The sequence below is a fragment of the Orrella daihaiensis genome (assembly GCF_022811525.1).
Taxonomy (GTDB): Bacteria; Pseudomonadota; Gammaproteobacteria; order Burkholderiales; family Burkholderiaceae_B; genus Algicoccus; species Algicoccus daihaiensis.
Genome location: NZ_CP063982.1, coordinates 303,750 through 325,471 on the forward strand (window position 1 = coordinate 303,750; position 21,722 = coordinate 325,471).

Consider the following 21,722-nt stretch of genomic DNA (forward strand, 5'->3'; position numbering starts at 1 on the left):
CTGGCTTTTGTCATTTGATTTGATTCGTTATTAATTTTCTGATTCAGGACGGTACCTCACCATGATGGTCCTTTACTCCGGCACGACCTGCCCGTTTTCGCATCGCTGCCGCTTTGCCCTCTATGAAAAAGATATGGACTTTGAGGTGCAGGATATTGACCTGTACAACAAGCCTGAAGACATCAGTGTCATGAACCCCTACGGCCAGGTGCCAATTCTGGTTGAACGTGACTTGATCCTGTACGAGTCCAATATCATCAATGAGTACATCGATGAACGGTTTCCGCATCCACAACTGATGCCAGCCGATCCAGTGATGCGTGCGCGTACTCGCTTGTTCTTGTTCAACTTTGAAAAAGAACTGTTCGTGCACGTGGCGCTCTTGGAGGACAGGACCGCGCGTGCAGATACCAAGCGTCTTGACGCTGCTCGGGCTGCTATCCGTGATCGTTTGTCACAACTTGCGCCCTTGTTGATCAAGAACAAGTACATGTTGGGTGACGAATTCACCATGCTTGATGTGGCGATGGCACCGTTGCTTTGGCGCTTGGATCACTACGGCATCGAGCTTCCAAAAACTGCGGCGCCGATCCAAAAATATGGGGAAAGAATTTTTTCCCGCCCGGCGTACATTGAGGCACTGACTCCCTCTGAAAAAGTGATGCGTCGATAGACTGGGATGTCGTCAATGCCTGAAACATCGACAAAGCCTTATTTCCTGCGCGCGTTATACGAGTGGGCGACTGACAATGGTTATACGCCCCATATTGTCGTGCAGGTCAATAACGCTTGCCGTGTGCCTGCGGCATTTGTACAGGATGGTCAAATCACACTGAACATCGGTCATCTGGCTACAGGAGGCCTGGTGATTGGTAACGAACTCATCGAGTTTCAGGCTCGCTTTGGTGGTAAGGCAGAGCATATCTCGGTACCCGTGGCGGCAGTGACAGCCATTTATGCCCGTGAGACAGGCACAGGCATGGGGTTTGAGGTGGATGAAACCACTACATCCGAGACTGTCCTAGAGACCGATGGCAATCTTCAAGCGAGTGTTCAGGATGCTGACTCCCCCGAGCAAATTGGCACTGATGAGAAGTCAAAGCGCCCGAGTTTGCGCATCGTGAAGTAAATCTAGGGTGTGATTTAGTCAAATTCGAATAATCTTTTACAATACGTCCGCTTTGTTTTGAAAAGCGATCAAATGCCGGTGTAGCTCAGTTGGTAGAGCAGCGCACTTGTAATGCGAAGGTCGAGGGTTCAACTCCTTTCACCGGCACCAATCCTCACTCGGGAACACGCCCGACGCCCCGGCTCTATCCCACTAAGGGAATGAGCATTCATCAAACTCTGTTAAGTCCAGCGCGTCAGTTACTTGAACCGGCTCGCAAGTCTCGCAGACATTGCCTGATTTCTGAGCGTAATTGGTGAATAGCCGTAAAACGACTTGAAGAGCGAGCTGAAATTGCTTATGTGGGGGTAACCCAGTTTGGCGGCTATTTCGGAGATCTGTAATTTGCTTTGTGTAATTTGTTCATGAGCCAGGGCCAGTCTCTGTTCGCGGATGAATTGAGCGACGCTCATCCCGTACTTGCGCACGAACGCCATGTTCATGGATTTTGGTGACACACCGAACAATTTAGCTAAGCCAACAACGGTATGGGGTTCAGTGATGTTGGTTGATAGGTAATCGAATAGCGCCTGCGTGTCGAATGACTTTCCGATTTGTTTAGGCGTCTTGAGACGGCTTAGATGACCTATCAAGCCCTCAAGGAACTCGAGGGCCTTGTTCTGAGCATGCAGTTTTTGCAGTGACGAGTCGAGTCTGTAGTCGAAACAGTATTTCAGTGGCGCAATGACGTTTGATGGTAGCGCATAAACCCGATTGGGCGATCTGCATTGAGCCTGTAAGTCGTCAGTGAGCTCCTGTCCAATAAGCCTGAACAAAGAGGATTTACTGGCATGCAAGTAGAGTATCTCAATCACCGGCACACGATCGAAGATAACCTCTGCAGCGGACATCTCTTGCCACTGTAACAGTGTCCGTCCAGGCTCGATGCGACTAATGATCGGCTTGATGTGGTCGTGGCGAACCATACCACCAGAAAGAACGCTGCTCATTAAGAGCGATTCTTCCTTCATTTTTAGTTCGAGGTAAACACTGACGGGATTGGTACTGGCCTCGACGTTGAATCTAAACATGGAGTGATGCAGGCTGATACCGCTTGCGAGCTTGATGCTCGTAAATTCGCCCTGGCCGATGTGCGCAGGTAACGGATATCGCACAGAGAACAAATCATTCTCGGGGTAACGGTCATTCAGTGTGGAATCAACAAGCAGTTGGTCCCCGACTTTCCACTGGGTCTTGTATGAAGCAACGGGTGTCTGCATGCCAGATACATTAGCGATGTTTGCATTGCATACATGATGGCATAAATCAATAAAAATGGGAAAAATTCATAACTGTTGGCAAGCAGGACTTAGTGGGACGAAATGGCCATCTAAATGTTTCGCCTTTCAAATGATCGAGGGGAAACAGCGATGTTCGGATGACTGCCGCTCAAAGCCAATTTGCCAGAACGACCGCTACCCGTTAATCTGCAGCTCTCGCTTTGGAGGCTACGATGAGTTATCAAACTCTTATTTCTGTTGCTGAGTTGGGCCTGTTGTTGCGTGACAATCCAAACAGCCTCGTGTTACTTGACGCGAGCCACGACCTGTTTGATCCCAATTTGGGGCGACGTCAGTACGAGGCAGGGCATCTACCGGGCGCACGGTTTGTGTCGTTAGATAGCGATGTGGGTGGTAAAAAAACCGGTCGTAACGGAAGACATCCACTGCCAGAGCGGCAAGACGTGGTCGCCGTGATGCAACGCCTTGGTGTCAGCGATGGTGATCAGGTTGTGGTCTATGACCAATGCGAAAGCGTTCATGCCAGCCGGGTTTGGTGGACATTGAATTGGTTAGGTCATCGCAACGTCGCTGTATTGAACGGTGGCCTGAAGGCCTGGAAAGACTCGGGCGGTGCGCTCGAGTCTGGCGTGTCTCCGACAGTGACGGCAGGCAATTTTAGTGATCGTGGTGAGGGCATGACCGTCGTTTCCTACGAGGACGTACTAGACAACATCTCTAGCCAGGAAAAGCTCGTGATGGATGCTCGTTCGGAGGATCGATTTGCTGGCCAGAATGAGACGCTTGACCCTGTTGGTGGACACATACCTGGTGCCATTAATCGTTTTTACAAACACAACTTAAACGCAGACGGGACCTTCAAAACGCCTGAGCAATTGACCGTAGAGTTTCAGGCTCAAATTGGTGCTCGTAGAGCTGAGTATCTGATCATGCAATGTGGCTCAGGTGTGTCGGCCTGCCATAACCTACTGGCCTTGCATATGATCGGACTAGGTACGGCGCCTCTATATGTGGGTTCTTGGAGCGAATGGTGTTCGCGCGAGGGTGCCCCAATTGCAACAGGATCTGCCTGACGCGTTGTGAGGCCCGCCATTGTTTTAAATTGGGTCGGTTATTCGCTTGCGTGAGCCAACCATGCCTGATTTCCGAGTCCTGTTAACCAATCCAATTCACCGAGTCGCCCAGGCGCGACTCGGTGAATTGGTAGAGCTAGTCATAGCACCCGATGCGCAAGCGCAGACCTTTAGGTCGTTAGCCGTCGATTGTGACGCGATGATTGTGCGCAGCCACCTGCCTGCTGATGTCTTTGAAAACACTACCCGCATGAAATACGTGGTGCGCCATGGGGTTGGCCTCGATATGGTACCCGTGACTGCAGCTACCGCAAAAGGTATCGCCGTGGCTAATTTGCCTGGTAGCAATACGCAGGCAGTGGTTGAGTACGTGTTGGCTGCCATGTTTGCCCTGCGCCGCAATTTAGTGGGTATCAATGATGTTTTGCGCGGTGAAGGCTGGGAGACTGCCAAGCCTTTATCGAACGACTGTATTGAGCTCGCTGGCGGCGTGCTCGGGGTGGTAGGTTATGGATCGATCGGGCAGCGCTTGGGCAGCATCGCGCATGCCCTGGGCATGAGAGTTGTGGCGCACACGCGCAGGCCTCAGATGGTGGCATCACCAGCTGTGGCAGTTGATCTGACGGAATTGATGCGGGTTTCAGATGTCATCGTCCTGGCTTGTCCCCATACCGAACAAACGCACCACTTGATGAATGCCCAAGTACTTTCACAGGCCAAAGCATCTGCGCTACTGATCAATGTCGCCCGAGGGCCTGTGGTTGATACGCCTGCATTGGTTGATGCCTTGCTTGAAGGTCGATTGGCTGGCGCTGCGCTAGATGTCCATGAGAACGGGCCATTGACCGGGCGTGAACCAATTTTTGAGTGTCCCAACGTGTTGTTGACTCCCCATTTGGCAGGCAATACGTCAACAGCCCTATCGCACATGAGCCAATGGGCAGTTGACACGTTACTAGCGTTGATGGCGGGCCAACGCCCAGACAACGTAGTGAACCCAGAAGTGTTTGGTTAAGTGGTTTAGCGTCGCAAAGGATGAGCATGTCAGATTCATTCATTCATGATTTGAGGCAGGCACTAGGCGACGATCAATTGCTCGTGCACGAGCAGATTGAGCCGCGTTACAAGACTGACTGGTCCAAGGCCAGCGTTTGCGAGCCTGTCGCGGTGGTGCGTCCACGATCGACTGAGGCAGTGTCAGCCGCTTTAAAGGTGTGCCATGCCCATGGGCACCCAGTGACCGTACAGGGCGGGATGACGGGATTGGTTGGCGCTAGCCAGGCTAATGACGGCGATGTGGTGATGTCGCTGGAGTTTTTAAATGGGGTCCAGGAAATTGATGCCACAGCCAGTTGTATGACAGTTTGGGCTGGCACACCGTTACAGTTAGTCCAAGAAGCAGCGCAAGCCGCTGGCTTGTATTTTGCAGTTGATCTAGGCGCACGCGGGTCTTGTCAGGTTGGTGGCAACATTGCAACCAACGCTGGTGGCAATCGGGTCATTCGCTACGGCATGATGCGTGAGCAGGTGCTCGGTTTAGAAGTAGTTCTAGCCGATGGCACCATCGTCACGAGCTTAAACAAAATGCTCAAGAACAATGCGGGTTATGACGTCAAGCAATTGTTCATTGGATCCGAGGGTACGCTAGGCGTGATCACCCGTGCAGTGTTGCGCTTGCATGCGATGCCAACTGAGACCACCACGGTTTTATGTGCCCTGGCGCATCAAGATGCGATGGTCAGCTTTTTACGGCGAGTGCGCAGTATGGCTGGCCCGTCATTGTTAGCCTTTGAAGTCATGTGGCCCGATTTCTTTTCATTTATGACCGAGCGCGTTCCAGGTAATGTATCGCCATTTGAGCGATCTGACGTCATGGCTGTATTGCTCGAGGTTGCAACCGGTGATGCTGGCCTGGCAAATGATGTGTTAGAGGGTTTGCTTGAGAGTGCGCTTGACGCTGGCGAGCTGACTGATGCAGCGATTGCACAATCTGGCAAGCAGGCAGATGCTTTCTGGCGTATCAGAGATTCGGTGTCGGAGTTTCCGTTGCTTTTTGCGCCGTATGCAAGTTTTGATGTGAGTCTACCGATACAAAGTGTTTGTGAATTTGTCACAACGCTGAAGTCCCAATTGGCCAAAGATATGGCTTGTGCCCAATCATTGTTCTTTGGGCACATTGGTGACAGTAACCTGCATATCGTCGTGCACGTGCCCGGCCCACGCCAGACATTTCCTAAAGACGCCATCGATGCGGCAGTCTATGAACTGGTCAAGCAATATCATGGGTCAGTCTCAGCCGAGCATGGTATTGGAACGCGCAAGAAACCATGGCTTGGTTATTCGCGTTCGCCTGCTGAAATTGAAGTGATGAAGGTCATTAAAAAGGCACTCGACCCCGGACAAATTTTGAACCGGGGCCGAGTGATTGATTTTTGAGGCAGTGGGTTGGGTTTAGTTCAACCGGGTCAGACCCCATGAAGTCGAGAAATCAAAATACACCACTTCTTTGGCATTCATGTCGATCTTGGACATCTCGATAGTCTGAATCGAGGGGTTGCCATGGGTGCGGAGGTAAAAGATTTTGTTTTTTAGGTCTGATACAGCTGACCAATAGGTGATTTCATAGCCACCACCACCACCGCCAAACCCACCGTCGCCAAGTGCGATCATGCCCGGTGGCAGGTCAAAGTTGTTCAGAAAATGAAATGCTGTGGCAACTTGCTTGTCCGTGGTGAGATTGGTGGGGGCGTTTTGTTTCATGAAAAATGCCCGAACAAACCTTGACGGTGAAGACATATCACCCGGCAGCCCGGTCATGCCATAGCCCGTGCTCCATGGACCAAGCACCGTGGTGCCGAGCTTGATTGAGCCAGGCTCTTTGGGCGAGAGTTTGGTGTAATTGCCCAGATTATTCAAATGCCAGTTGAAATGCGGGGCATTGGTAAGTACTGAGGTTGGGTTGTCAGAAATCTGTAACTCGCCACCGATGTATTCAATGACGATACTTTTGCCACTGGCGTCATGCAGGGTTAGATGTAGATCGACCACGCCTTTAAAGAGCTTCTGGGGGGAGCGATTGACTTTGATTTTTCTGAAGCCTTCGCGTGCCTCGTCTACCGTGGCAAAGTTGGTCAAGGCGTAGACCAGCATCTCATAGGAGGCAATCGATTGCCCTGATTCAGAAGGATCAACTTCCTGATACTCGGTAATGCCAGGCGCATACAACATGCCACCAGCCAGACCTTTTTCATTCAGACCATCAACCAGAATGGGCAACCCAAGTGCTGCCGATCCGATGGCTGCATACTTGCTGGTCCACTTCAGGCCAGTGCCTGGCTTGCCATCGACGCCGGTGCCTTCAAAGGCGATGTTGGGGGCGATTGCAATACCACGAGAGTCAATGTCAATGCCAAATTCAAGTGTGCGGCCGTAGACAAAGCCACCATCAGACCCAGGCAGCAGAAAACTGGTGCAGGCTTGCGAGACAGCTGGCCCCATCATCATGCAGGCCGCTAGTGCGCCAGCAATCCAGCGCTTATGCCAGGAAGTTGTCATGGTGATTCTCCTTCAAAAAACTGCCATATGAATTCATGGGGCAGTTTACCGGCAAAACCCCTAACTCCTATGATTCTACGTATTGTTTATTGCCCAAGAATTTCTTGTACACGGATCATGACCCATTGCCGTTCAGCATCGTTCATCTCAAGATTCAAGCTCGGCAAGCCTCGCTCAATACGCAGCAGGGCGTCAGACTCGGTGATACCCAGTTGCCAGACCTTATCTTTGACCTTCTCGGCCAATAGCTGTGACAGGTCCTCACACAGGTCATGACGGTCTTCCAGCCATTGCCTAGGCGGTGTGGGGCGTGCATGGCCGCTCGGTGTGTAGAGCGCCAGAAACGAGGCTGGAATTTGAATTTGGCGTTCAAATGACATCGGTCATGTCACCGGTGCTGGATTAAAGAGCGCGAGGCTGTTGTGAAGCTTCCAGTGCTCTGCCCAGGTTTGTTTGCCGCTTGCCACCTCCAGAATCAGGTGAAACAGTTCCCAACCCAATGACTCAATGGTCTGCTGGCCATCGGCTACCAACCCGGCGTTTACGTCCATAAGATCGTGCCAGCGTCTGGCCAGGTCGCTGCGAGTGGCGACTTTAATGACGGGGCATTGGGCTAGTCCGTAGGGCGTGCCGCGTCCAGTTGTAAAGATGTGCAGGTTCATACCAGCCGCAAGCTGCAATGTGCCACAGATAAAGTCACTGGCTGGTGATGCGTTAAAGATAAGCCCGCGCTGACCATTGAGCCTGTCGCCAGGCCCAAGCACGCCGGCAATTGGTGCAGTGCCGCTTTTGCTGATCGAGCCCATGGCTTTTTCCACGATATTCGACAGCCCCCCGCGTTTATTGCCAGGCGACGTATTGGCGCTGCGATCTACCCCGCCACGAGCGAGGTATTCATCAAACCATTGCATGTGCTCGATCAGTTTTTGCGCTACCCGTGGTGTGGTTGCGCGCGACGTTAACTGGGCAATCCCGTCGCGCACCTCGGTGACTTCGGAGAACATAACCGTGGCACCAGCACGCACCAGTAAGTCACTCGCAAACCCGAGCACCGGGTTGGCAGTGATCCCGGAAAACGCATCACTGCCGCCACATTGCATGCCAACCACGAGTTCACTGGCAGGCACGGTCTCTCGCTTTCTGGCATTGAGCCGTCGCAGGTGTTGCTCGGCTTGCAGCATGATGTGTTCAATCATGCTGTCAAACCCGATGTGTTCCTTGTCTTGTAGGCAAACCACATCAAGGTCACCCCAACGGGTATCGTTGATGGTGCCTAGTTGCTCGCGATGGATCTCAATGCTGCCCGCGGGCATCAGCCGCTCGGGTTGGAGCTTCTCGCAGCCCAAGCTCACGAGCATCACCTCCCCCCCAAAATTCGGATTCTGGGCCAGATGCCGTAATGTGCGAATCGGCACCTCCGAACCCGGGGCATCAATGGCCACGCCACAGCCGTAGGTGTGTTCAAGCGAAATGACATCATCCACATTCGGGAAGTTGGGTAACAATTTGTCCTTGATCCGTTTGACCGCAAACTCGATGACACCGGCTACGCATTGCACTGTTGAACTGATGGCCAAGATGTTGCGCGTACCAACGCTGCCGTCGGGATTACGAAACCCTTCGAAGGTATAGCCCTCAAGTGGTGGCGCACAGGCAGGCGTGGCAGTCGCTATCGGCAAATCATCTAAAGATGGTGGCTCAGGCAGTCTGAGACGGTTTTCGTGAATCCAGCTGCCAGCGGCAATGTCATCTTTGGCGTAACCAATGATGACGTTATAGCGCCGCACTGGCTGGCCCGCCGCCAGGTTCGCCAGTGCCACCTTGTGGCCTTGGGGGATTCTTTCTTGCAAGACAAGCCCGTCAGACAACTTGGTGCCGCTAGCTAAGCCACCGTCGTTGGCCACAACCGCGACATTGTCCGCAGGGTGCATTTGAATGATGACTGGCGATATCTGGCTGCCGTTATTCGGTTGGTCCATATGCTCTGGTAACTGTTTTACGATGCTATAAGCGTAGTGTGTCGCAACTCAATTGAACAGTCCTTTTATCGTTTTTCTGGGTCGTTTAACCATGTATTTGCCCAAGCATTTTGCTGCGCCATCGCAAGAGGCGATCGAGTCCCTGGTCAGAGACTATCCATTGGCTCAGGTTGTGGTTGCCGATACCGATGGGCAGTTGATTTGCAATCCAGTTCCACTGCTGTTGCGTGGCTGTCTGCAGACTGGATCTTGCTTGGTAGGACATGTGGCACGAGCCAATCCACTGTGGCGGCACGCCGGTGCTGCGCTTGCCATCTTTACTGGCCCGCAGGTTTACATCACGCCCAACGCCTATCCTGGTAAGGCTGAACATCATCGTGTGGTGCCGACCTATAACTATGCCACGGTGCAGGTGCGGGGACAGCTCGTGGCGCGTGACGAACCTGCTATCAAGCATGCGGTGGTCAATGAGTTGACGCAATTTGCTGAGCAAGATCAGCCTCACCCGTGGTCGGTGTCTGATGCGCCAGAGGACTACTTGGACGCAAGTTTGAAAGCCATCGTGGCCATTGAAATTCAGATTGAATCGGTCACCGCCAAGTTCAAGCTTAGTCAGAACCGCAACGCGGCAGATCGGGCAGGTGTGCAAAGTTATCTGGCGGGCGTTGACACGGATGGTGACGCAGCCGCCATGCTACAAATCATGCAAACCCTGCATCACGACAAACACTAAATTAACGAGGCAATCAACATGGATGACTCGCACTTACCGCCCGTCCTGCAAAACCTGTCCTTGCCGGTGATCGCATCACCCATGTTTACGATTAGTTACCCCGAGCTGGTGCTGGCACAGTGCAAAGCCGGCATTGTCGGCTCATTTCCTGCCTTAAATGCTCGACCGGCGCAAGTGCTGGATCAGTGGCTTACCGACATGAAGGCCGAGCTCGCGCAGTTCAAAGCCGACAATCCCAATAAGCCGGTTGGCCCAATTGCGGTGAACCAGATTGTGCATGACTCCAATGTGCGCCTGGCGCAAGATGTCCAGACCTGTGTCAAGCACGAGGTTCCCATTTTGATTACTTCGTTGCGTGCGCCAGTGCCGGAGATTATTGATGCGGTGCATGCCTACGGGGGCATTGTCTTGCACGACGTGATCAATATGAGGCATGCAGCCAAGGCGCTTGATGCTGGCGTAGACGGTCTTATCGTCGTGGCAGCTGGCGCGGGTGGTCATGCCGGCACGCAGTCGCCATTTGCCTTGGTTGGGGAGTTACGACGCCACTATCAGGGACCCGTGATTCTGTCGGGCGCCATCAGCACCGGTGCAGCCGTGCTGGCTGCCCAAGCCATGGGTGCAGACCTGGCCTACATCGGCACCCGATTTATTGCCAGTACCGAGGCCAATGCTGTTCAGGACTACAAAGATGCGATTGTTCGTGCGAGTGCCTCTGACATCATTTATACCGATCTCTTTACCGGTGTGCGTGGTAACTACATCCGCGAGAGCATAGAAAAAGCGGGTCTTGATCCAGATAACTTGCCTACAGACAAGCAGGACATGAACTTCTCGTCGGGCACCTCCAAACCCAAAAGCTGGAAAGACATCTGGGGTGCCGGTCAAGGAGTCGGGCAGGTTGATGACATCGTGTCGGTGGGCGAGATCGTGGACCGTCTGAAACGTGAGTATGAGGCGGCGCGCGCCCGGATCGCTTAATCTGATTTGCGACCGATCGCTTGCACGCTGATTCGAGTCTCATTGCCCTGGCGACGAATGCTATTGCGCCACGCATGTCCGTAGGCGATTTCCAAGGTCAGGGTGAGTTTGTTAGCCTGACGTTTGGACTCAAGCGCATCGATTAAGTGTTCTCGCCAAACTCGCGAAGCCAAGCTGGCTTTGCGCTGCGGGTTCGGATTGCCACCGAGGGCATATGCATCCGCTAGCAAGGCACCTGCATGGTCATAGGTCAGCGTGATGGTTTCCTGATCCATGACTGGATCTGCAAACCCGTGCTCTACCATCAGGTCCCCGAGGTCGTGCATGTCAACGAGCGGCAGGGTTGCGGTTTGTAGTCCAGCCGCTGTGATGGCTTCGCGTAATTCCTTTCCTGTGGCAGGCCCCCAAACCGTAAAAAATGCCAAACCATTCGGTCGCAACAAACGAGACCATTCACGCAGCACGTGGTGTGGTTCCGGATGCCAGTGCATGGCAAGGTTTGACCAGATCAAGTCGATCGATTCAGGGGCCAGTTGAGTGCGGTCTAGCTCAGCGTTAATCAGCTCAATGGCCGGCTTACGTCCCATAGAGCCCAGAAACCTTTGCCAAATCGATTCTTTGAGGGCTTGTCTGGCCAGCGTTAGTAGTCTTTGGTTGTGATCTAGTCCAAGGATGGTTGCCTGCGGGTAGCGTTGCCGAAGTGCCGCGAACCGTCTGCCTGCACCACAGCCAGCATCCAGAATCACTGTTGGTTCAAGCCGGATCAGCGCTAGGCGATCAAGCATGCGAGCGGCAATTTCACCGTATAAAAACTCGGCGCACTCAAGATCACCGCGACGGTCAAACTGTTGCTTGACATGTCTAGGCTCAATGGCAAGGCGCTCTAGGTGTGATGAGTTTGTCATGCTGCAAATTTAACCATGGCTAGTCGTTGCAAAATGTTGGTTGTATGAAATCTTCATTTGTTTCTCGTTTGCTCAGGCGCCTGCCTAGCCGTTGCCCTTTGTGCCAGATGGCAGCCCACGGCGGTTTGTTGTGCGCGGGATGCGAGGCAGACACGTTTGGTGCGCGCCAACGACGCTCGCTGTGCCGAACATGCGGCGTTTGCGCGACGCAATCCGGGCTTTGCAGCAACTGTGAACATGGTAGCGTGCTCGACGCCGTCGTGTGTGCGATTGACTACCAGTTCAGTGGGCAGTTGTTGATCCAGCTGTATAAAGAGGGCAAACAACTCACACTGGCCCGACTTTTAAGCGACTTGATGGTTCGAGCGGCGCAGCCATTGCTTCAGACCTACCAACTCGATGCCTGGGTGCCCATACCAGCTAGTGCGGCACGCTTGAAACACACAGGATTTAGCCCAGCGCAACAGCTGGCGCGTCTGGTGGCCTCAGCGACAAACATACCTTGTCGTCTGGACTGGCTCACCCAGCGTCATGATGGTCCTGCGCAAAAGACGCTCAATCGCAGAGAACGGTCCCTGTCAGTGCGGGGTCGATACGTGGCTCATCCGGCTGTGGCCGGTCGGCCTATTGGTGTGATCGATGATGTAGTCACCACCACCAGCACAGCAGTTGAAGTCGCGCGTGTAGCCAAAGCAGCTGGTGCCAGACAAGTGGTGGTGTTGGCTGCTGCGCGCACACCACAGCGGGCTTGAATCTGGCACAATCTCGCGCATGTTTCATGTCATTCTTGTCGAACCTGAAATCCCGCCTAATACGGGTAATGCGATCAGGCTATGTGCCAATGTGGGCGCACAGCTGCATTTAGTACGCCCTTTGGGCTTTGAGATTGATGATCGTCGGTTGCGGCGTGCAGGGCTTGATTACCATGAGTGGCAGCCCCTGAAGATACATGACACATTGGCGCACGCGTTGGCTGCGACCGGTACACCGAGTGACCGGCAATTCGCCATGACAACGCGCGGCAAGCGATTGATTGGTGAAATCACGTTTGAGCCCGGTGATGTGTTTGTATTTGGCCGCGAGACGGCCGGGTTGTCCGAGGCGCAGCGCCAACTGTTCGCGCCTGAGCAGTGGATTCGGCTACCCATGCGTGACGGCCAGCGCAGCTTGAATCTTTCCAACACAGTAGCCGTGGTGGTGTATGAGGCTTGGCGCCAGCAGGGCTATACAGGCGGGCAGTAGCCGCCATCAGATCATTCTTCGGTTGCTGAACGCGCCATCAATCGATGCACGGCATGAGCTGCTGTAACGCCCCCGAAAAGCGTATCGCAAACGGCTTCGGTGATAGGCATGGGGACGTTCATTGCTCGGGCGCGCGCCAGTACCGCTTGGGCGCATCGCGCGCCTTCTGCTGTCATGCCGCCAGCCAGAATATCAACCAATGATTCGCCCTGGCCAACGCGAAGTCCAACTTGCCGGTTGCGCGATAAGTCACCTGTGGCAGTCAGCACCAGATCACCTAGGCCAGTCAACCCAGAAAACGTCCCAGGCAAAGCGCCAAGCGCTACCCCAAACCGGGTCATTTCCGCCAAGCCGCGGGTAATGAGCGCCGCTCTGGCGTTATTGCCAAGCCCAAGTCCGTCTGAAATGCCACAGGCAATTGCCATGACATTTTTAAGGGCGCCACCGACTTCGACCCCCATCAGGTCTGACGAACTGTAGATGCGCATGTGCTCCGAATGAAACACAGAGGTAACCAGTGCGCGCAAGCTTGGGCTATCGCTTGCGACAGTTAATGCAACCGGTAGCCCGAGCGCAACTTCCTTTGCAAATGAAGGACCCGAGAGTACCCCGGTGGCTAGCTCGCGAGTGTTCATGGATGCAGCAACTAGCTCGTGTGGCAGCTTGCCTGAGTCAGCCGTTAGCCCTTTGCATAACCAGACAATGTCGGTGATATTGAGCCCTGCGCTTAGGCGCTGTTGAATCAGCTCGCAGATCTCAGGTAACCCCACCATGGGAGTGCCTAGCACTAGCAAGCCAGGCCCCTGATGTTGTGAGACGTGTTCGAGCGCTTGGTGAAAGTCACTCGAGTACTGCAATGCACTTGGCAACTCAATGCCAGGCAAGTGCTCGCTGTTGATTCGAGTTTGTGCCATGGCGGTGATGACGCTTGGCCGACGCCCCCAAAGAATGACTTCGGCGTGGCGGCAGGCAGCCGCCGCAATGGCGGTTCCCCATGCACCAGCACCCAGTACAGTGACGTGCGGGCGCAAAGGTGTATGCATGGGGTTTAGGGCTAATTAGCGTTTATTGGCGTGTGGCACCAGCGGGCAAGATGATGCCCGAGCTATCCTCAGCTTTGCCATTGGGCAGGTTGCCTTCGCCTTGTTGTGCGCCTTCGGCCTGGCGTTGCTGATACAGCGCCTGGAAGTTCACGTCAGTCAGGTGCAATGGTGGCAGTGTCGTACGGGTGATCGCATCAGCCACGTTTGCGCGCAGATATGGGTAAAGCATGGTTGGGCAAACAATACCCAAGAGCGCATCAATTTGCTCATCTGGAATGTTGGCCAGTTCAAATACACCACCTTGGGTGGCTTCTACCAGATAGACCACTTTGTCTTCTATTTTGGTGGTGACAGTTACTGTGACTGTCGATTCAAACATGGTTTCAGCCAAGCGCTGAGCACCGATGCCGATGTTGACTTCGACATTTGGGGCTTGCTGCTCAAGAAATACGTGAGGTGCGTTGGGCACCTCAAGCGACAAATCTTTCAGGTAGGCACGTTGTAGGTTAAAGGTAGGGTTATCGTTGTTTGTCGCAGTATTCTCGTCAGCCATAAAAATTCCAGTTGTGTGTCATCAGGTTTGGGCAGCGCAATCAGTCGCTGCCTTCTAGCAGCGGTAGCAGTCCGCCGGCGCGGTCAAGTGCTGCAAGGTCATCATAACCGCCCACGTGGGTGTCACCGATGAAGATCTGTGGGACAGTGCGACGGTTGGTGCGCGACATCATGGCCTCGCGCTGTGCGGGGTCGGTGTCGATGCGGATTTTTTCTATTTCTGTGACGCCGCGTTGACCCAACAGGGCTTCCGCACGTGTGCAGTATGGGCAAAATCCTGTGCTGTACATCACGACTTTTTTCACGCGTTGCCTCCGATGGATGTGTGGGTTAATGAGCGTCGTGGATTCACTTCTTTTTAGTGGAAGTTGGCAGACCGGCTTGCAACCAGGCATTTAGACCGCCTTCGATCACCATCACGCGTTCAAGCCCGGCTTTGCGTAGACGGGCTGCGCCACCGACGGCTATCTGACCACGGTCGCAGGTCACTAAAATCGGCTTGTCTTTGGGTAGCTTGGCGGCCTTGTCCGCAATCTCGGCTAGCGGGATGTTGCGTGAATGGGGAATGTGACCGTTCTGAAAGCTCGCCAACGGACGCACATCGACCACGACAGCATCCTCATGATTAATTAGTTGTACGGCTTGTGTCGTGCTGACACTGCCGCCGGCCCGGCCACGCTGAATGACAGGCCACAACAGCATCAGTCCAGAGGACAGGGCAATGCCCAAGAGCATCAAATTGTCTGTTTTTAAGAAGAAATCCACGGTTTTTTCGCTTTGCAGGTTGAGCGTCCCGGCAGGACAATGCTGCTGATTATAAAATGACTGTTCCATGATCCATGAAACAACTGACACTATGTATAAGCTTGTCCTGATGCGCCATGGCGAGAGCCAGTGGAATTTAGAGAACCGGTTTACCGGATGGACCGATGTAGACCTCACCGAAACAGGGCGCCAACAGGCCTGGGAGGCGGGGCAGTTGCTCAAAGAAAAAGGCTATACCTTTGATCTAGCCTATACCTCGGTACTAAAGCGCGCTATTCGGACCTTGTGGTTAACGCTGGATGCGCTCGACCAGATGTACCTTCCGGTGCATAACAATTGGCGGCTTAACGAGCGTCATTACGGTAATTTGCAAGGCTTGAACAAGGCAGAGACAGCCGCTAAGTTTGGTGATGAGCAGGTGTTGATCTGGCGCCGCGCGTACGCTATTGCGCCAGACCCCCTCGATTTGCAGGATCCGCGCCATCCCCGCTTTGACCCGCGCTATGCCAAGTTGACCCCTGAGCAATTGCCGGCGACCGAATGCCTCAAAGATACGGTTGATCGGGTACTGCCGTTTTGGGATGATTCAATCGCGCCGGCGATACGCTCTGGACGGCGAGTGTTGATTTCAGCGCATGGCAATAGTCTGCGCGCCTTGATCAAACATCTGGATAATGTGTCAGACGAAGATATCATCGCGCTCAATATTCCTACGGGGCAGCCCTTGGTTTATGAGCTCGATGAGAATCTGAAACCGGTTAAGCATTACTACCTGGCTGACCCAGCCGTCATCGAAGCCGCCATGGCTGCCGTGGCTGCTCAGGGTAAAGCCAAGAAGGACTGACATGACGGGGCCAGCGCACCGAGTCGCGCTGGCGCTAGCCATCGTGGCAGCGTCATTGGGGCCTGCCTTGGGTCAACCGGCCATTGAGTCGTTGGAGCAAGACCAAGCTGCGGCGCTGCAGGCCAAGCAGGACCTACAGGCGCGCATCAAATCGGTGCAAGAGCAACTCGAGCGCAGGAACAAAGAGTTTCGGCGCGCCTCAGATCAGCTGCGACAGTCTGAATTGGCTATTTCTGATGCCACCAGGCGCCTGAAGGATTTGCAGGCAGCCATTGCGCGTGGTGAGCAAGCGCTAGAGACATTGACCAAGAAAATCGCGCAGACAAACGCTGACCTCGACCGTGATCGGTCAGCGCTCGCTAGCCAGCTGCGTGCTCAGCACAGCAGCAACTTGTCGCCATGGAGTGCCTTGTTGGCTGGCAAAGACCCTCAGTCGCTTGGCAAAGAGCTCGGTTACCTCTCGTTTGTCGCTGATGCCCGAGTTAAAACCATTGAGCGCTTAAACAAGGGCGTTGCGGAACTTTCTGCATTGCAGGCCACTCAAACTGAACAGCAACAATTGCTTGCCAAGCAGCAGCAAGAAGTTCAAGCTGAACAAACGGTTTTGCGCAGAGAGCGCCAAGCAAGAGCGGATTTGCTGGCCAAGCTTGAAGGGTCAATTGCGGTTGAGCGGGCCGAGCGGGACAAACTGGTTCAAGATGAGAAACAGTTAACGGCACTGATCGAAGGGTTGGGTCAGCAAATTGCCAAATTCCAAGCCGATGCGCAGCACGCCAACGCCATCCGTCAGGAGATCCTAGAGGCTTTGCCGCAAGGTGAGGGCTTAAAGCGTGGAATTTCCATGCCAATCAAAGGGGCAATCTTGGCCCGCTATGGCAGCAGCCGGCCCGACGGGGGCGATTGGCGTGGGGTTTTGATCGATGCCAAGCCAGGCACGCCTGTGAAGGCCGTGGCAGCAGGTACTGTTGTGTATGCGACCTGGTTGCGTGGTTTCGGGAACTTGATTATTGTGGACCACGCAGACGAATTTTTAACGGTGTATGCCTATAACCAGAGCTTGCTTAAAGAGGTGGGCGATACCGTCAAGGCAGGTGATGTGATTGCCAACGCGGGTAATACGGGGGGGCAGCTTGATTCAGCCCTATACTTTGAAGTCCGGCATAGGGGTAAGCCATTGGATCCCATGCTGTATTTCAAGCGCTGACAATTTAAAGTAAAGAGCTAGCAGTCAGACCGCTAAAAAACAGGACAAAGACATGAGCAGTCGCAAACTACGCACAATCGGCTTGTTATGTACCGGCTTGGTAGCAGGGCTGTTGCTAAGCATTGGCATTTCAGCGGTCGCCCAACGCGCCAGCACTCCTTTGCCCTTAGACGAGTTGCGCCAGTTCTCCAACGTCTTTGCAGCCATCAAGGAGAACTATGTCGAAGAGGTCACCGATGACAAGCTCATCAGCGGCGCCATTTCTGGCATGTTGACCGATCTCGATCCGCACTCGGCTTACCTTGATGCTGAGGCGTTCAAAGAAATGCGTACCTCAACACAAGGTCAGTTTGGTGGTTTGGGTATTGAAATCGGCTCCGAAGATGGGTTTGTCAAAGTCATTTCACCAATTGAAGACACGCCGGCTGAGCGCGCCGGAATGCAAGCCGGTGATCTGATCATCAAAGTCGATGACACGTCAACCAAGGGGATGAGCCTGACCGATGCGGTGAAGTTGATGCGCGGACCGGTCAAGACGCCCGTGACGTTAACGGTGGTGCGCCAGGGGCAGGACAAGCCGGTAGTAGTCGACTTGGTGCGCGACATCATCAAAGTGCGTAGTGTGCGTAGTAAAACCGTCGACGATGACATTGGTTACGTCCGTATTTCACAGTTCCAGGAGCGAACTGGTAGTGATTTGGCCAAGCACCTGAGCCAACTCGATGACAAGGGTGTGCCCAAAGCTTTGATTCTGGATCTGCGCAATGACCCAGGTGGCTTGTTAACTGGTGCGATTGGTGTGTCGGCTGCGTTTTTACCGGCAGACAAACTGGTGGTGTCAACCGATGGACGGGCAGCTGATGCGCGTCGCAAATACTTGGCCAATCCGGTTGATTACGCCCGTGGCGAGGCTGATTACCTGGCCGGGTTGCCGGATTGGGTGAAGACGGTACCCATGGTGGTGTTGGTCAATGCGGGTTCAGCCTCAGCCTCTGAAATCGTGGCTGGTGCGCTGCAGGACTATAAGCGTGCAACCATCATGGGCAACCAGACGTTTGGCAAGGGTTCTGTTCAGGTTATTTTGCCGATCTCGCATGAGACCGCCATCAAACTCACGACATCGCGCTACTACACGCCTAATGGTCGATCTATCCAGGCCGAAGGCATAGAGCCCGACATTATCGTGACGGATACACCAGTTGGTAACTTGTTCTCGGTTATGCGTGAAGCTGACCTGAACAAACATCTGGAGAACGGGCAAGCCAAGAAATCCAAAGAGGATCAGTCAGACACGCAAACGCCTGAGGCCAGCAGTGAAGATGCCAACAAAGAGCAGCCCAAGCCGTTCAGGTTTGGTGAGGATGGCGACTTCCAGTTGCAACAGGCCATTAACTTCTTGCGTGGTAAGCCGGTTGACAATGGCCCGGTCGACAACCTGAAGACGGCTCAGAAGAAGTAAGCGGATTGCTCTAAAGATGCGCGATGACGAGCTGCTTCGCTATGGGCGGCACATTCTGCTTGATGAGATCGGTATCGAAGGCCAGCAAGCTTTGCTTGCCAGCAAGGTGCTGATCATCGGTGCGGGTGGTCTGGGCTCCCCGGTTTGTCTCTACCTGGCTTCGGCTGGGGTTGGTGAGATTCGCGTGGCCGACAATGACACGGTGGAGCTTAGCAATCTGCAGCGCCAAATCATGCACAGCAGTGATCGGCTCGGTAGCCTGAAGGTCGAATCAGCGCAAGTTGCCATCAATCAAATCAACCCAAACACCCGTGTCGTGCCGCTGGCTATTCGACTAGAGGGCGAGGACTTGCTTGAGCAGGTCACGGCGGTGGATCTTGTGCTTGATTGCTGTGACAATTTTCAAACGCGTCATGCCGTTAACCGGGCATGCGTTCAGGCTGGCAAGCCCCTGGTCTCTGGTGCGGCTATCCGGTTTGATGGGCAGGTATGTGTGTATGACACGCGTGATCACCTCAGTCCGTGCTATCACTGCTTGTTTCCTGAGGCCGATGACGTCAGCCCGGTCAATTGTGCAACCATGGGCGTGTTTGCCCCACTGGTTGGGGTTATCGGTAGTTTGCAGGCTGCTGAAGCGATTAAAGTGCTGGCCAACATCGGCAAGCCCTTGAAAGGACGCCTGGTGATGTTTGATGGCCGTTCGGCACATTGGCATGAAGTGCGTGTGCCGCGCGATCCCGCTTGTGCGGTGTGCTGCGATCGACCCTAGCAACTGCGAACCGGACGCTTGCCAAGCAACAGGTCGCAGACGTTGTTGACTCGCAAGTCCACGTAATGTGGTCGCCCACGGCGCTGGTGAGCAAATGGCGTGGATGGGTGAAACACATGTACGGTGCGCAGGCCTGCACTACGGGCACCACGAAGATTTGCAAGCGTATCTTCTACTAGAACAGCACGATGAGGCGATACCCCCTCGCAGGCCAGGATGTGACGCAAGATGGCGCTAGACGGTTTAGGTTTGTATTGACCGTGCAGTTTCATATGTTCAATTGACCACAGGCTATGAAAGTGCCGCAAAATCCCAAGATGCTTCAGAACACTTCTGGCGTAGTGCAAAGGGGCATTGGTGACGAGTACTTTGCGTCCAGGCAGTCGGCCTAGCTTGTGATGCAGCCCTCGCTCAGCTTTCACAAGTGGCCGCACATCAAAATCGTGGCTGCGCCACAAAAACTCATGAGCGTCAACATCATGGTGCTTGACCAGTCCGATCATGGTTGCGCCATAGCGCCGCCAGTATTTGGCGCGCAGGTACTGAGCCTCATGTTCATCAACGTTCAGGCAAGTCATGACCGCACGGGTCATGCCTTCGCTGATGTAAGGAAAGATTTTGTGGGATGTGTCGTGCAGCGTGTTGTCAAGATCAAATAACCAGATTTGCTGGCTATTGCTGGCAAATTCACCATGAACACGCGCACGTTTGGCTTTGACGGCTGGCGTTGAGAGTCTGCGCATCCCGGGTGTGATTTAGCGCGAGGAAATCATGGTGCCAACCCCTTGATCGGTCAGCACTTCCAACAGCAGGCAATGTGGAACCCGCCCATCGACCACGTGCACTGAGCGCACGCCGTTTCGGGCTGCATCCAGAGCGGAACCGATCTTAGGCAACATGCCACCAGAGATCGTGCCATCTTCGAACATCGCATCAATGGTGCGCGCCGATAGCTCACGTAGAAGATTGCCGTCTTTGTCCAGTACGCCAGGCGTGTTGGTCATCATCAGTAACTTCTCGGCGCTTAATACCTCGGCCATCTTGCCAGCCACGACATCAGCATTGATGTTGTAGGCCATGCCATCTTCACCGAACCCGATGGGGGAAATGACAGGAATGAATTGGTCATCCTGCAATGCTTTGACGACCGATGGATCCACCTGGGTGATATCACCCACGAACCCGATATCTAAAGGTTTGTCGGGATCTTCCTTGTTCGGCATGAGTTTCTTTCTGGCTCGGATCAGGCCGCCATCCTTGCCAGTCAGGCCCACGGCTTTGCCACCTGCCTCATTGATCATCATGACGATATCTTGCTGCACCTGTCCGCCAAGCACCCACTCCACCACTTCCATGGTTTCGTTGTCGGTTACTCGCATCCCTTGAATAAACTCGCCTTTCTTGCCGATACGATTCAGCGCCTCGTCGATTTGCGGCCCACCGCCATGGACCACGACTGGATTCAAGCCGATGAGCTTTAACAAAACAACATCATGCGCGAAGCTGCGTTGCAACCGCTCCTCGGTCATGGCGTTGCCACCATATTTGATGACGATGGTTTTACCGTGAAACTGCCGGATGTAAGGTAGGGATTCAGACAATACCCGGGCGATGATTGCCGGTTCCAAGGCAGTGGCAGTAGAGTCGGTCATGGCGTGTACAGGATGTTGGTTAGCTTGAATGACAGAACTGTATCAGCTCGCGAGCGCTGACTCGATGGTTTTTTTCATGTCGAGCTTGTCATAGTTGCCGAGATAGCGCTTGAGAATCTTGCCGTCACGATCAATCACAAATGCGATTGGTGTGAGTTTGACATCACCAAATCCCTTGGCAACCGAGCCATCGGAATCGGTGGCCACGGTAAAAGGTAGCGCGCGACTGGTGGTGAACTGTTTGACATACTCGATCGGATCGTAGGACATCGCCACGGCGATCACCTCAAGCCCCTGGGGGTGATAAGTCTCGTAATAGCTTTCAGTGTCAGGCATTTGTTGCACGCACGTCACGCAGCTTGTTGCCCAGAATTTGACAAGTACAGCCTTGCCTTTGAGTGACTCCATGGCAATGTTGTTGCCATCCAGTGTCTGGAAGGTAACAGCCGGCGCATCGGGTTTAGGCGTGAACGCAAACCAGGCGCCTGCACCGACCAGTGCAGCGATGGCGATGATGGTGACAAATTTACGCATGTCAGTACCTCTGGCAATTCAGG

25 protein-coding genes and 1 tRNA gene are annotated in these 21,722 nt (G+C 53.9%); 14 read left to right on the forward strand and 12 right to left on the reverse strand.

The annotated features are described in order from the left end of the window. Positions 1 to 61 precede the first annotated feature (61 nt). From DHf2319_RS01435 to DHf2319_RS01445, 3 genes are all read left to right on the forward strand, one after another. Positions 62 to 673, forward strand: coding sequence for a glutathione S-transferase N-terminal domain-containing protein (locus tag DHf2319_RS01435; protein WP_243479036.1), 612 nt, complete (start codon positions 62 to 64; stop codon positions 671 to 673). A 15-nt stretch (positions 674 to 688) separates the two neighbouring features. After that, positions 689 to 1,129, forward strand: coding sequence for a ClpXP protease specificity-enhancing factor (locus DHf2319_RS01440; protein WP_243479037.1), 441 nt, complete (start codon positions 689 to 691; stop codon positions 1,127 to 1,129). A gap of 74 nt (positions 1,130 to 1,203) precedes the next feature. Then, positions 1,204 to 1,279 (forward strand) — tRNA-Thr (locus DHf2319_RS01445). 89 nt (positions 1,280 to 1,368) lie between these two features. Here the strand turns inward: DHf2319_RS01445 and DHf2319_RS01450 are convergent. After that, entirely contained in the window at positions 1,369 to 2,388 is a 1,020-nt protein-coding gene (locus DHf2319_RS01450; RefSeq protein ID WP_243479038.1) for a helix-turn-helix domain-containing protein, read from the reverse strand. A 233-nt stretch (positions 2,389 to 2,621) separates the two neighbouring features. Here DHf2319_RS01450 and DHf2319_RS01455 point away from each other — a divergent pair, with 233 nt between their 5' ends. The 3 genes from DHf2319_RS01455 to DHf2319_RS01465 all read left to right on the forward strand — a co-directional run bounded on the left by DHf2319_RS01455 (position 2,622) and on the right by DHf2319_RS01465 (position 5,918). Then, on the forward strand, positions 2,622 to 3,482 hold the full coding sequence (locus DHf2319_RS01455; protein ID WP_243479039.1) for a sulfurtransferase: 861 nt from the start codon (positions 2,622 to 2,624) through the stop codon (positions 3,480 to 3,482). A 61-nt stretch (positions 3,483 to 3,543) separates the two neighbouring features. Further along, positions 3,544 to 4,497 carry an NAD(P)-dependent oxidoreductase gene (locus DHf2319_RS01460; protein WP_243479040.1) on the forward strand — a complete coding sequence of 318 codons (954 nt, stop codon included), beginning with the start codon at positions 3,544 to 3,546 and terminating at the stop codon, positions 4,495 to 4,497. 26 nt (positions 4,498 to 4,523) lie between these two features. Then, positions 4,524 to 5,918 carry an FAD-binding oxidoreductase gene (locus DHf2319_RS01465; RefSeq protein WP_243479041.1) on the forward strand — a complete coding sequence of 465 codons (1,395 nt, stop codon included), beginning with the start codon at positions 4,524 to 4,526 and terminating at the stop codon, positions 5,916 to 5,918. A gap of 15 nt (positions 5,919 to 5,933) precedes the next feature. Here DHf2319_RS01465 and DHf2319_RS01470 read toward each other — a convergent pair whose 3' ends face one another. The 3 genes from DHf2319_RS01470 to garD form a co-directional block, all read right to left on the reverse strand. Beyond that, a complete protein-coding gene (locus DHf2319_RS01470; RefSeq protein ID WP_243479042.1) occupies positions 5,934 to 7,037 on the reverse strand; it encodes a linear amide C-N hydrolase in 1,104 nt (367 codons plus the stop codon). 86 nt (positions 7,038 to 7,123) lie between these two features. Continuing rightward, positions 7,124 to 7,417 (reverse strand): ATPase with chaperone activity, encoded by a 294-nt coding sequence (locus DHf2319_RS01475; RefSeq protein WP_243479043.1) that lies wholly within the window; start codon positions 7,415 to 7,417, stop codon positions 7,124 to 7,126. 3 nt (positions 7,418 to 7,420) lie between these two features. Next, complete coding sequence (garD, locus tag DHf2319_RS01480) at positions 7,421 to 9,016, reverse strand: galactarate dehydratase (RefSeq protein ID WP_243479044.1); 1,596 nt, start codon at positions 9,014 to 9,016, stop codon at positions 7,421 to 7,423. A gap of 91 nt (positions 9,017 to 9,107) precedes the next feature. Here garD and DHf2319_RS01485 point away from each other — a divergent pair, with 91 nt between their 5' ends. Together DHf2319_RS01485 and DHf2319_RS01490 are read left to right on the forward strand one after the other, a co-directional pair. Then, positions 9,108 to 9,749 carry an FMN-binding negative transcriptional regulator gene (locus DHf2319_RS01485; RefSeq protein ID WP_243479045.1) on the forward strand — a complete coding sequence of 214 codons (642 nt, stop codon included), beginning with the start codon at positions 9,108 to 9,110 and terminating at the stop codon, positions 9,747 to 9,749. An 18-nt stretch (positions 9,750 to 9,767) separates the two neighbouring features. Continuing rightward, on the forward strand, positions 9,768 to 10,730 hold the full coding sequence (locus tag DHf2319_RS01490; RefSeq protein ID WP_243479046.1) for an NAD(P)H-dependent flavin oxidoreductase: 963 nt from the start codon (positions 9,768 to 9,770) through the stop codon (positions 10,728 to 10,730). Here DHf2319_RS01490 and DHf2319_RS01495 read toward each other — a convergent pair. Continuing rightward, positions 10,727 to 11,635, reverse strand: coding sequence for a methyltransferase domain-containing protein (locus DHf2319_RS01495; protein WP_243479047.1), 909 nt, complete (start codon positions 11,633 to 11,635; stop codon positions 10,727 to 10,729). The genes DHf2319_RS01490 and DHf2319_RS01495 overlap by 4 nt on opposite strands. A 44-nt stretch (positions 11,636 to 11,679) precedes the next feature. Here DHf2319_RS01495 and DHf2319_RS01500 point away from each other — a divergent pair, with 44 nt between their 5' ends. Together DHf2319_RS01500 and DHf2319_RS01505 are read left to right on the forward strand one after the other, a co-directional pair. Further along, a complete protein-coding gene (locus tag DHf2319_RS01500; protein ID WP_243479048.1) occupies positions 11,680 to 12,387 on the forward strand; it encodes a ComF family protein in 708 nt (235 codons plus the stop codon). Positions 12,388 to 12,406: 19 nt separating this feature from the next. Then, positions 12,407 to 12,877 carry a tRNA (cytidine(34)-2'-O)-methyltransferase gene (locus tag DHf2319_RS01505; protein ID WP_243479049.1) on the forward strand — a complete coding sequence of 157 codons (471 nt, stop codon included), beginning with the start codon at positions 12,407 to 12,409 and terminating at the stop codon, positions 12,875 to 12,877. A gap of 11 nt (positions 12,878 to 12,888) precedes the next feature. On the opposite strand, the gene DHf2319_RS01510 is transcribed toward DHf2319_RS01505, so the two are convergent. Genes DHf2319_RS01510 through DHf2319_RS01525 form a run of 4 tightly spaced genes read right to left on the reverse strand, consistent with a single transcriptional unit; the run spans position 12,889 to position 15,306 of the window. Beyond that, entirely contained in the window at positions 12,889 to 13,920 is a 1,032-nt protein-coding gene (locus DHf2319_RS01510) for an NAD(P)H-dependent glycerol-3-phosphate dehydrogenase (protein ID WP_243479050.1), read from the reverse strand. A gap of 22 nt (positions 13,921 to 13,942) precedes the next feature. After that, positions 13,943 to 14,473 carry a protein-export chaperone SecB gene (secB, locus tag DHf2319_RS01515; protein WP_243479051.1) on the reverse strand — a complete coding sequence of 177 codons (531 nt, stop codon included), beginning with the start codon at positions 14,471 to 14,473 and terminating at the stop codon, positions 13,943 to 13,945. 40 nt (positions 14,474 to 14,513) lie between these two features. Next, positions 14,514 to 14,777: a glutaredoxin 3 gene (gene grxC / locus DHf2319_RS01520; protein WP_243479052.1), complete on the reverse strand. Its 264-nt coding sequence runs from the start codon at positions 14,775 to 14,777 to the stop codon at positions 14,514 to 14,516. Positions 14,778 to 14,820: 43 nt separating this feature from the next. Then, positions 14,821 to 15,306 (reverse strand): rhodanese-like domain-containing protein, encoded by a 486-nt coding sequence (locus DHf2319_RS01525; protein WP_243479053.1) that lies wholly within the window; start codon positions 15,304 to 15,306, stop codon positions 14,821 to 14,823. 22 nt (positions 15,307 to 15,328) lie between these two features. Here DHf2319_RS01525 and gpmA point away from each other — a divergent pair, with 22 nt between their 5' ends. The 4 genes from gpmA to DHf2319_RS01545 are packed head-to-tail and all read left to right on the forward strand — an operon-like array spanning position 15,329 to position 19,513. Beyond that, a complete protein-coding gene (gpmA, locus tag DHf2319_RS01530; RefSeq protein WP_243479962.1) occupies positions 15,329 to 16,081 on the forward strand; it encodes a 2,3-diphosphoglycerate-dependent phosphoglycerate mutase in 753 nt (250 codons plus the stop codon). Between the two features lies 1 nt (position 16,082). After that, positions 16,083 to 17,285 carry a murein hydrolase activator EnvC family protein gene (locus DHf2319_RS01535; protein ID WP_243479054.1) on the forward strand — a complete coding sequence of 401 codons (1,203 nt, stop codon included), beginning with the start codon at positions 16,083 to 16,085 and terminating at the stop codon, positions 17,283 to 17,285. Between the two features lie 52 nt (positions 17,286 to 17,337). After that, entirely contained in the window at positions 17,338 to 18,744 is a 1,407-nt protein-coding gene (locus DHf2319_RS01540) for a S41 family peptidase (RefSeq protein WP_305802166.1), read from the forward strand. A gap of 16 nt (positions 18,745 to 18,760) precedes the next feature. Further along, positions 18,761 to 19,513 (forward strand): HesA/MoeB/ThiF family protein, encoded by a 753-nt coding sequence (locus DHf2319_RS01545; protein WP_243479055.1) that lies wholly within the window; start codon positions 18,761 to 18,763, stop codon positions 19,511 to 19,513. Here the strand turns inward: DHf2319_RS01545 and DHf2319_RS01550 are convergent. The 3 genes from DHf2319_RS01550 to DHf2319_RS01560 are packed head-to-tail and all read right to left on the reverse strand — an operon-like array spanning position 19,510 to position 21,699. Continuing rightward, positions 19,510 to 20,256: a pyrimidine 5'-nucleotidase gene (locus DHf2319_RS01550; RefSeq protein WP_243479056.1), complete on the reverse strand. Its 747-nt coding sequence runs from the start codon at positions 20,254 to 20,256 to the stop codon at positions 19,510 to 19,512. The two genes, DHf2319_RS01545 and DHf2319_RS01550, sit on opposite strands and share 4 nt — an antisense overlap. Before the next feature lie 12 nt (positions 20,257 to 20,268). After that, positions 20,269 to 21,165, reverse strand: a complete 897-nt coding sequence (gene argB, locus DHf2319_RS01555; protein WP_243479057.1) for an acetylglutamate kinase — start codon at positions 21,163 to 21,165, stop codon at positions 20,269 to 20,271. Between the two features lie 42 nt (positions 21,166 to 21,207). Continuing rightward, on the reverse strand, positions 21,208 to 21,699 hold the full coding sequence (locus DHf2319_RS01560; protein WP_243479058.1) for a peroxiredoxin family protein: 492 nt from the start codon (positions 21,697 to 21,699) through the stop codon (positions 21,208 to 21,210). Positions 21,700 to 21,722: the final 23 nt, after the last annotated feature.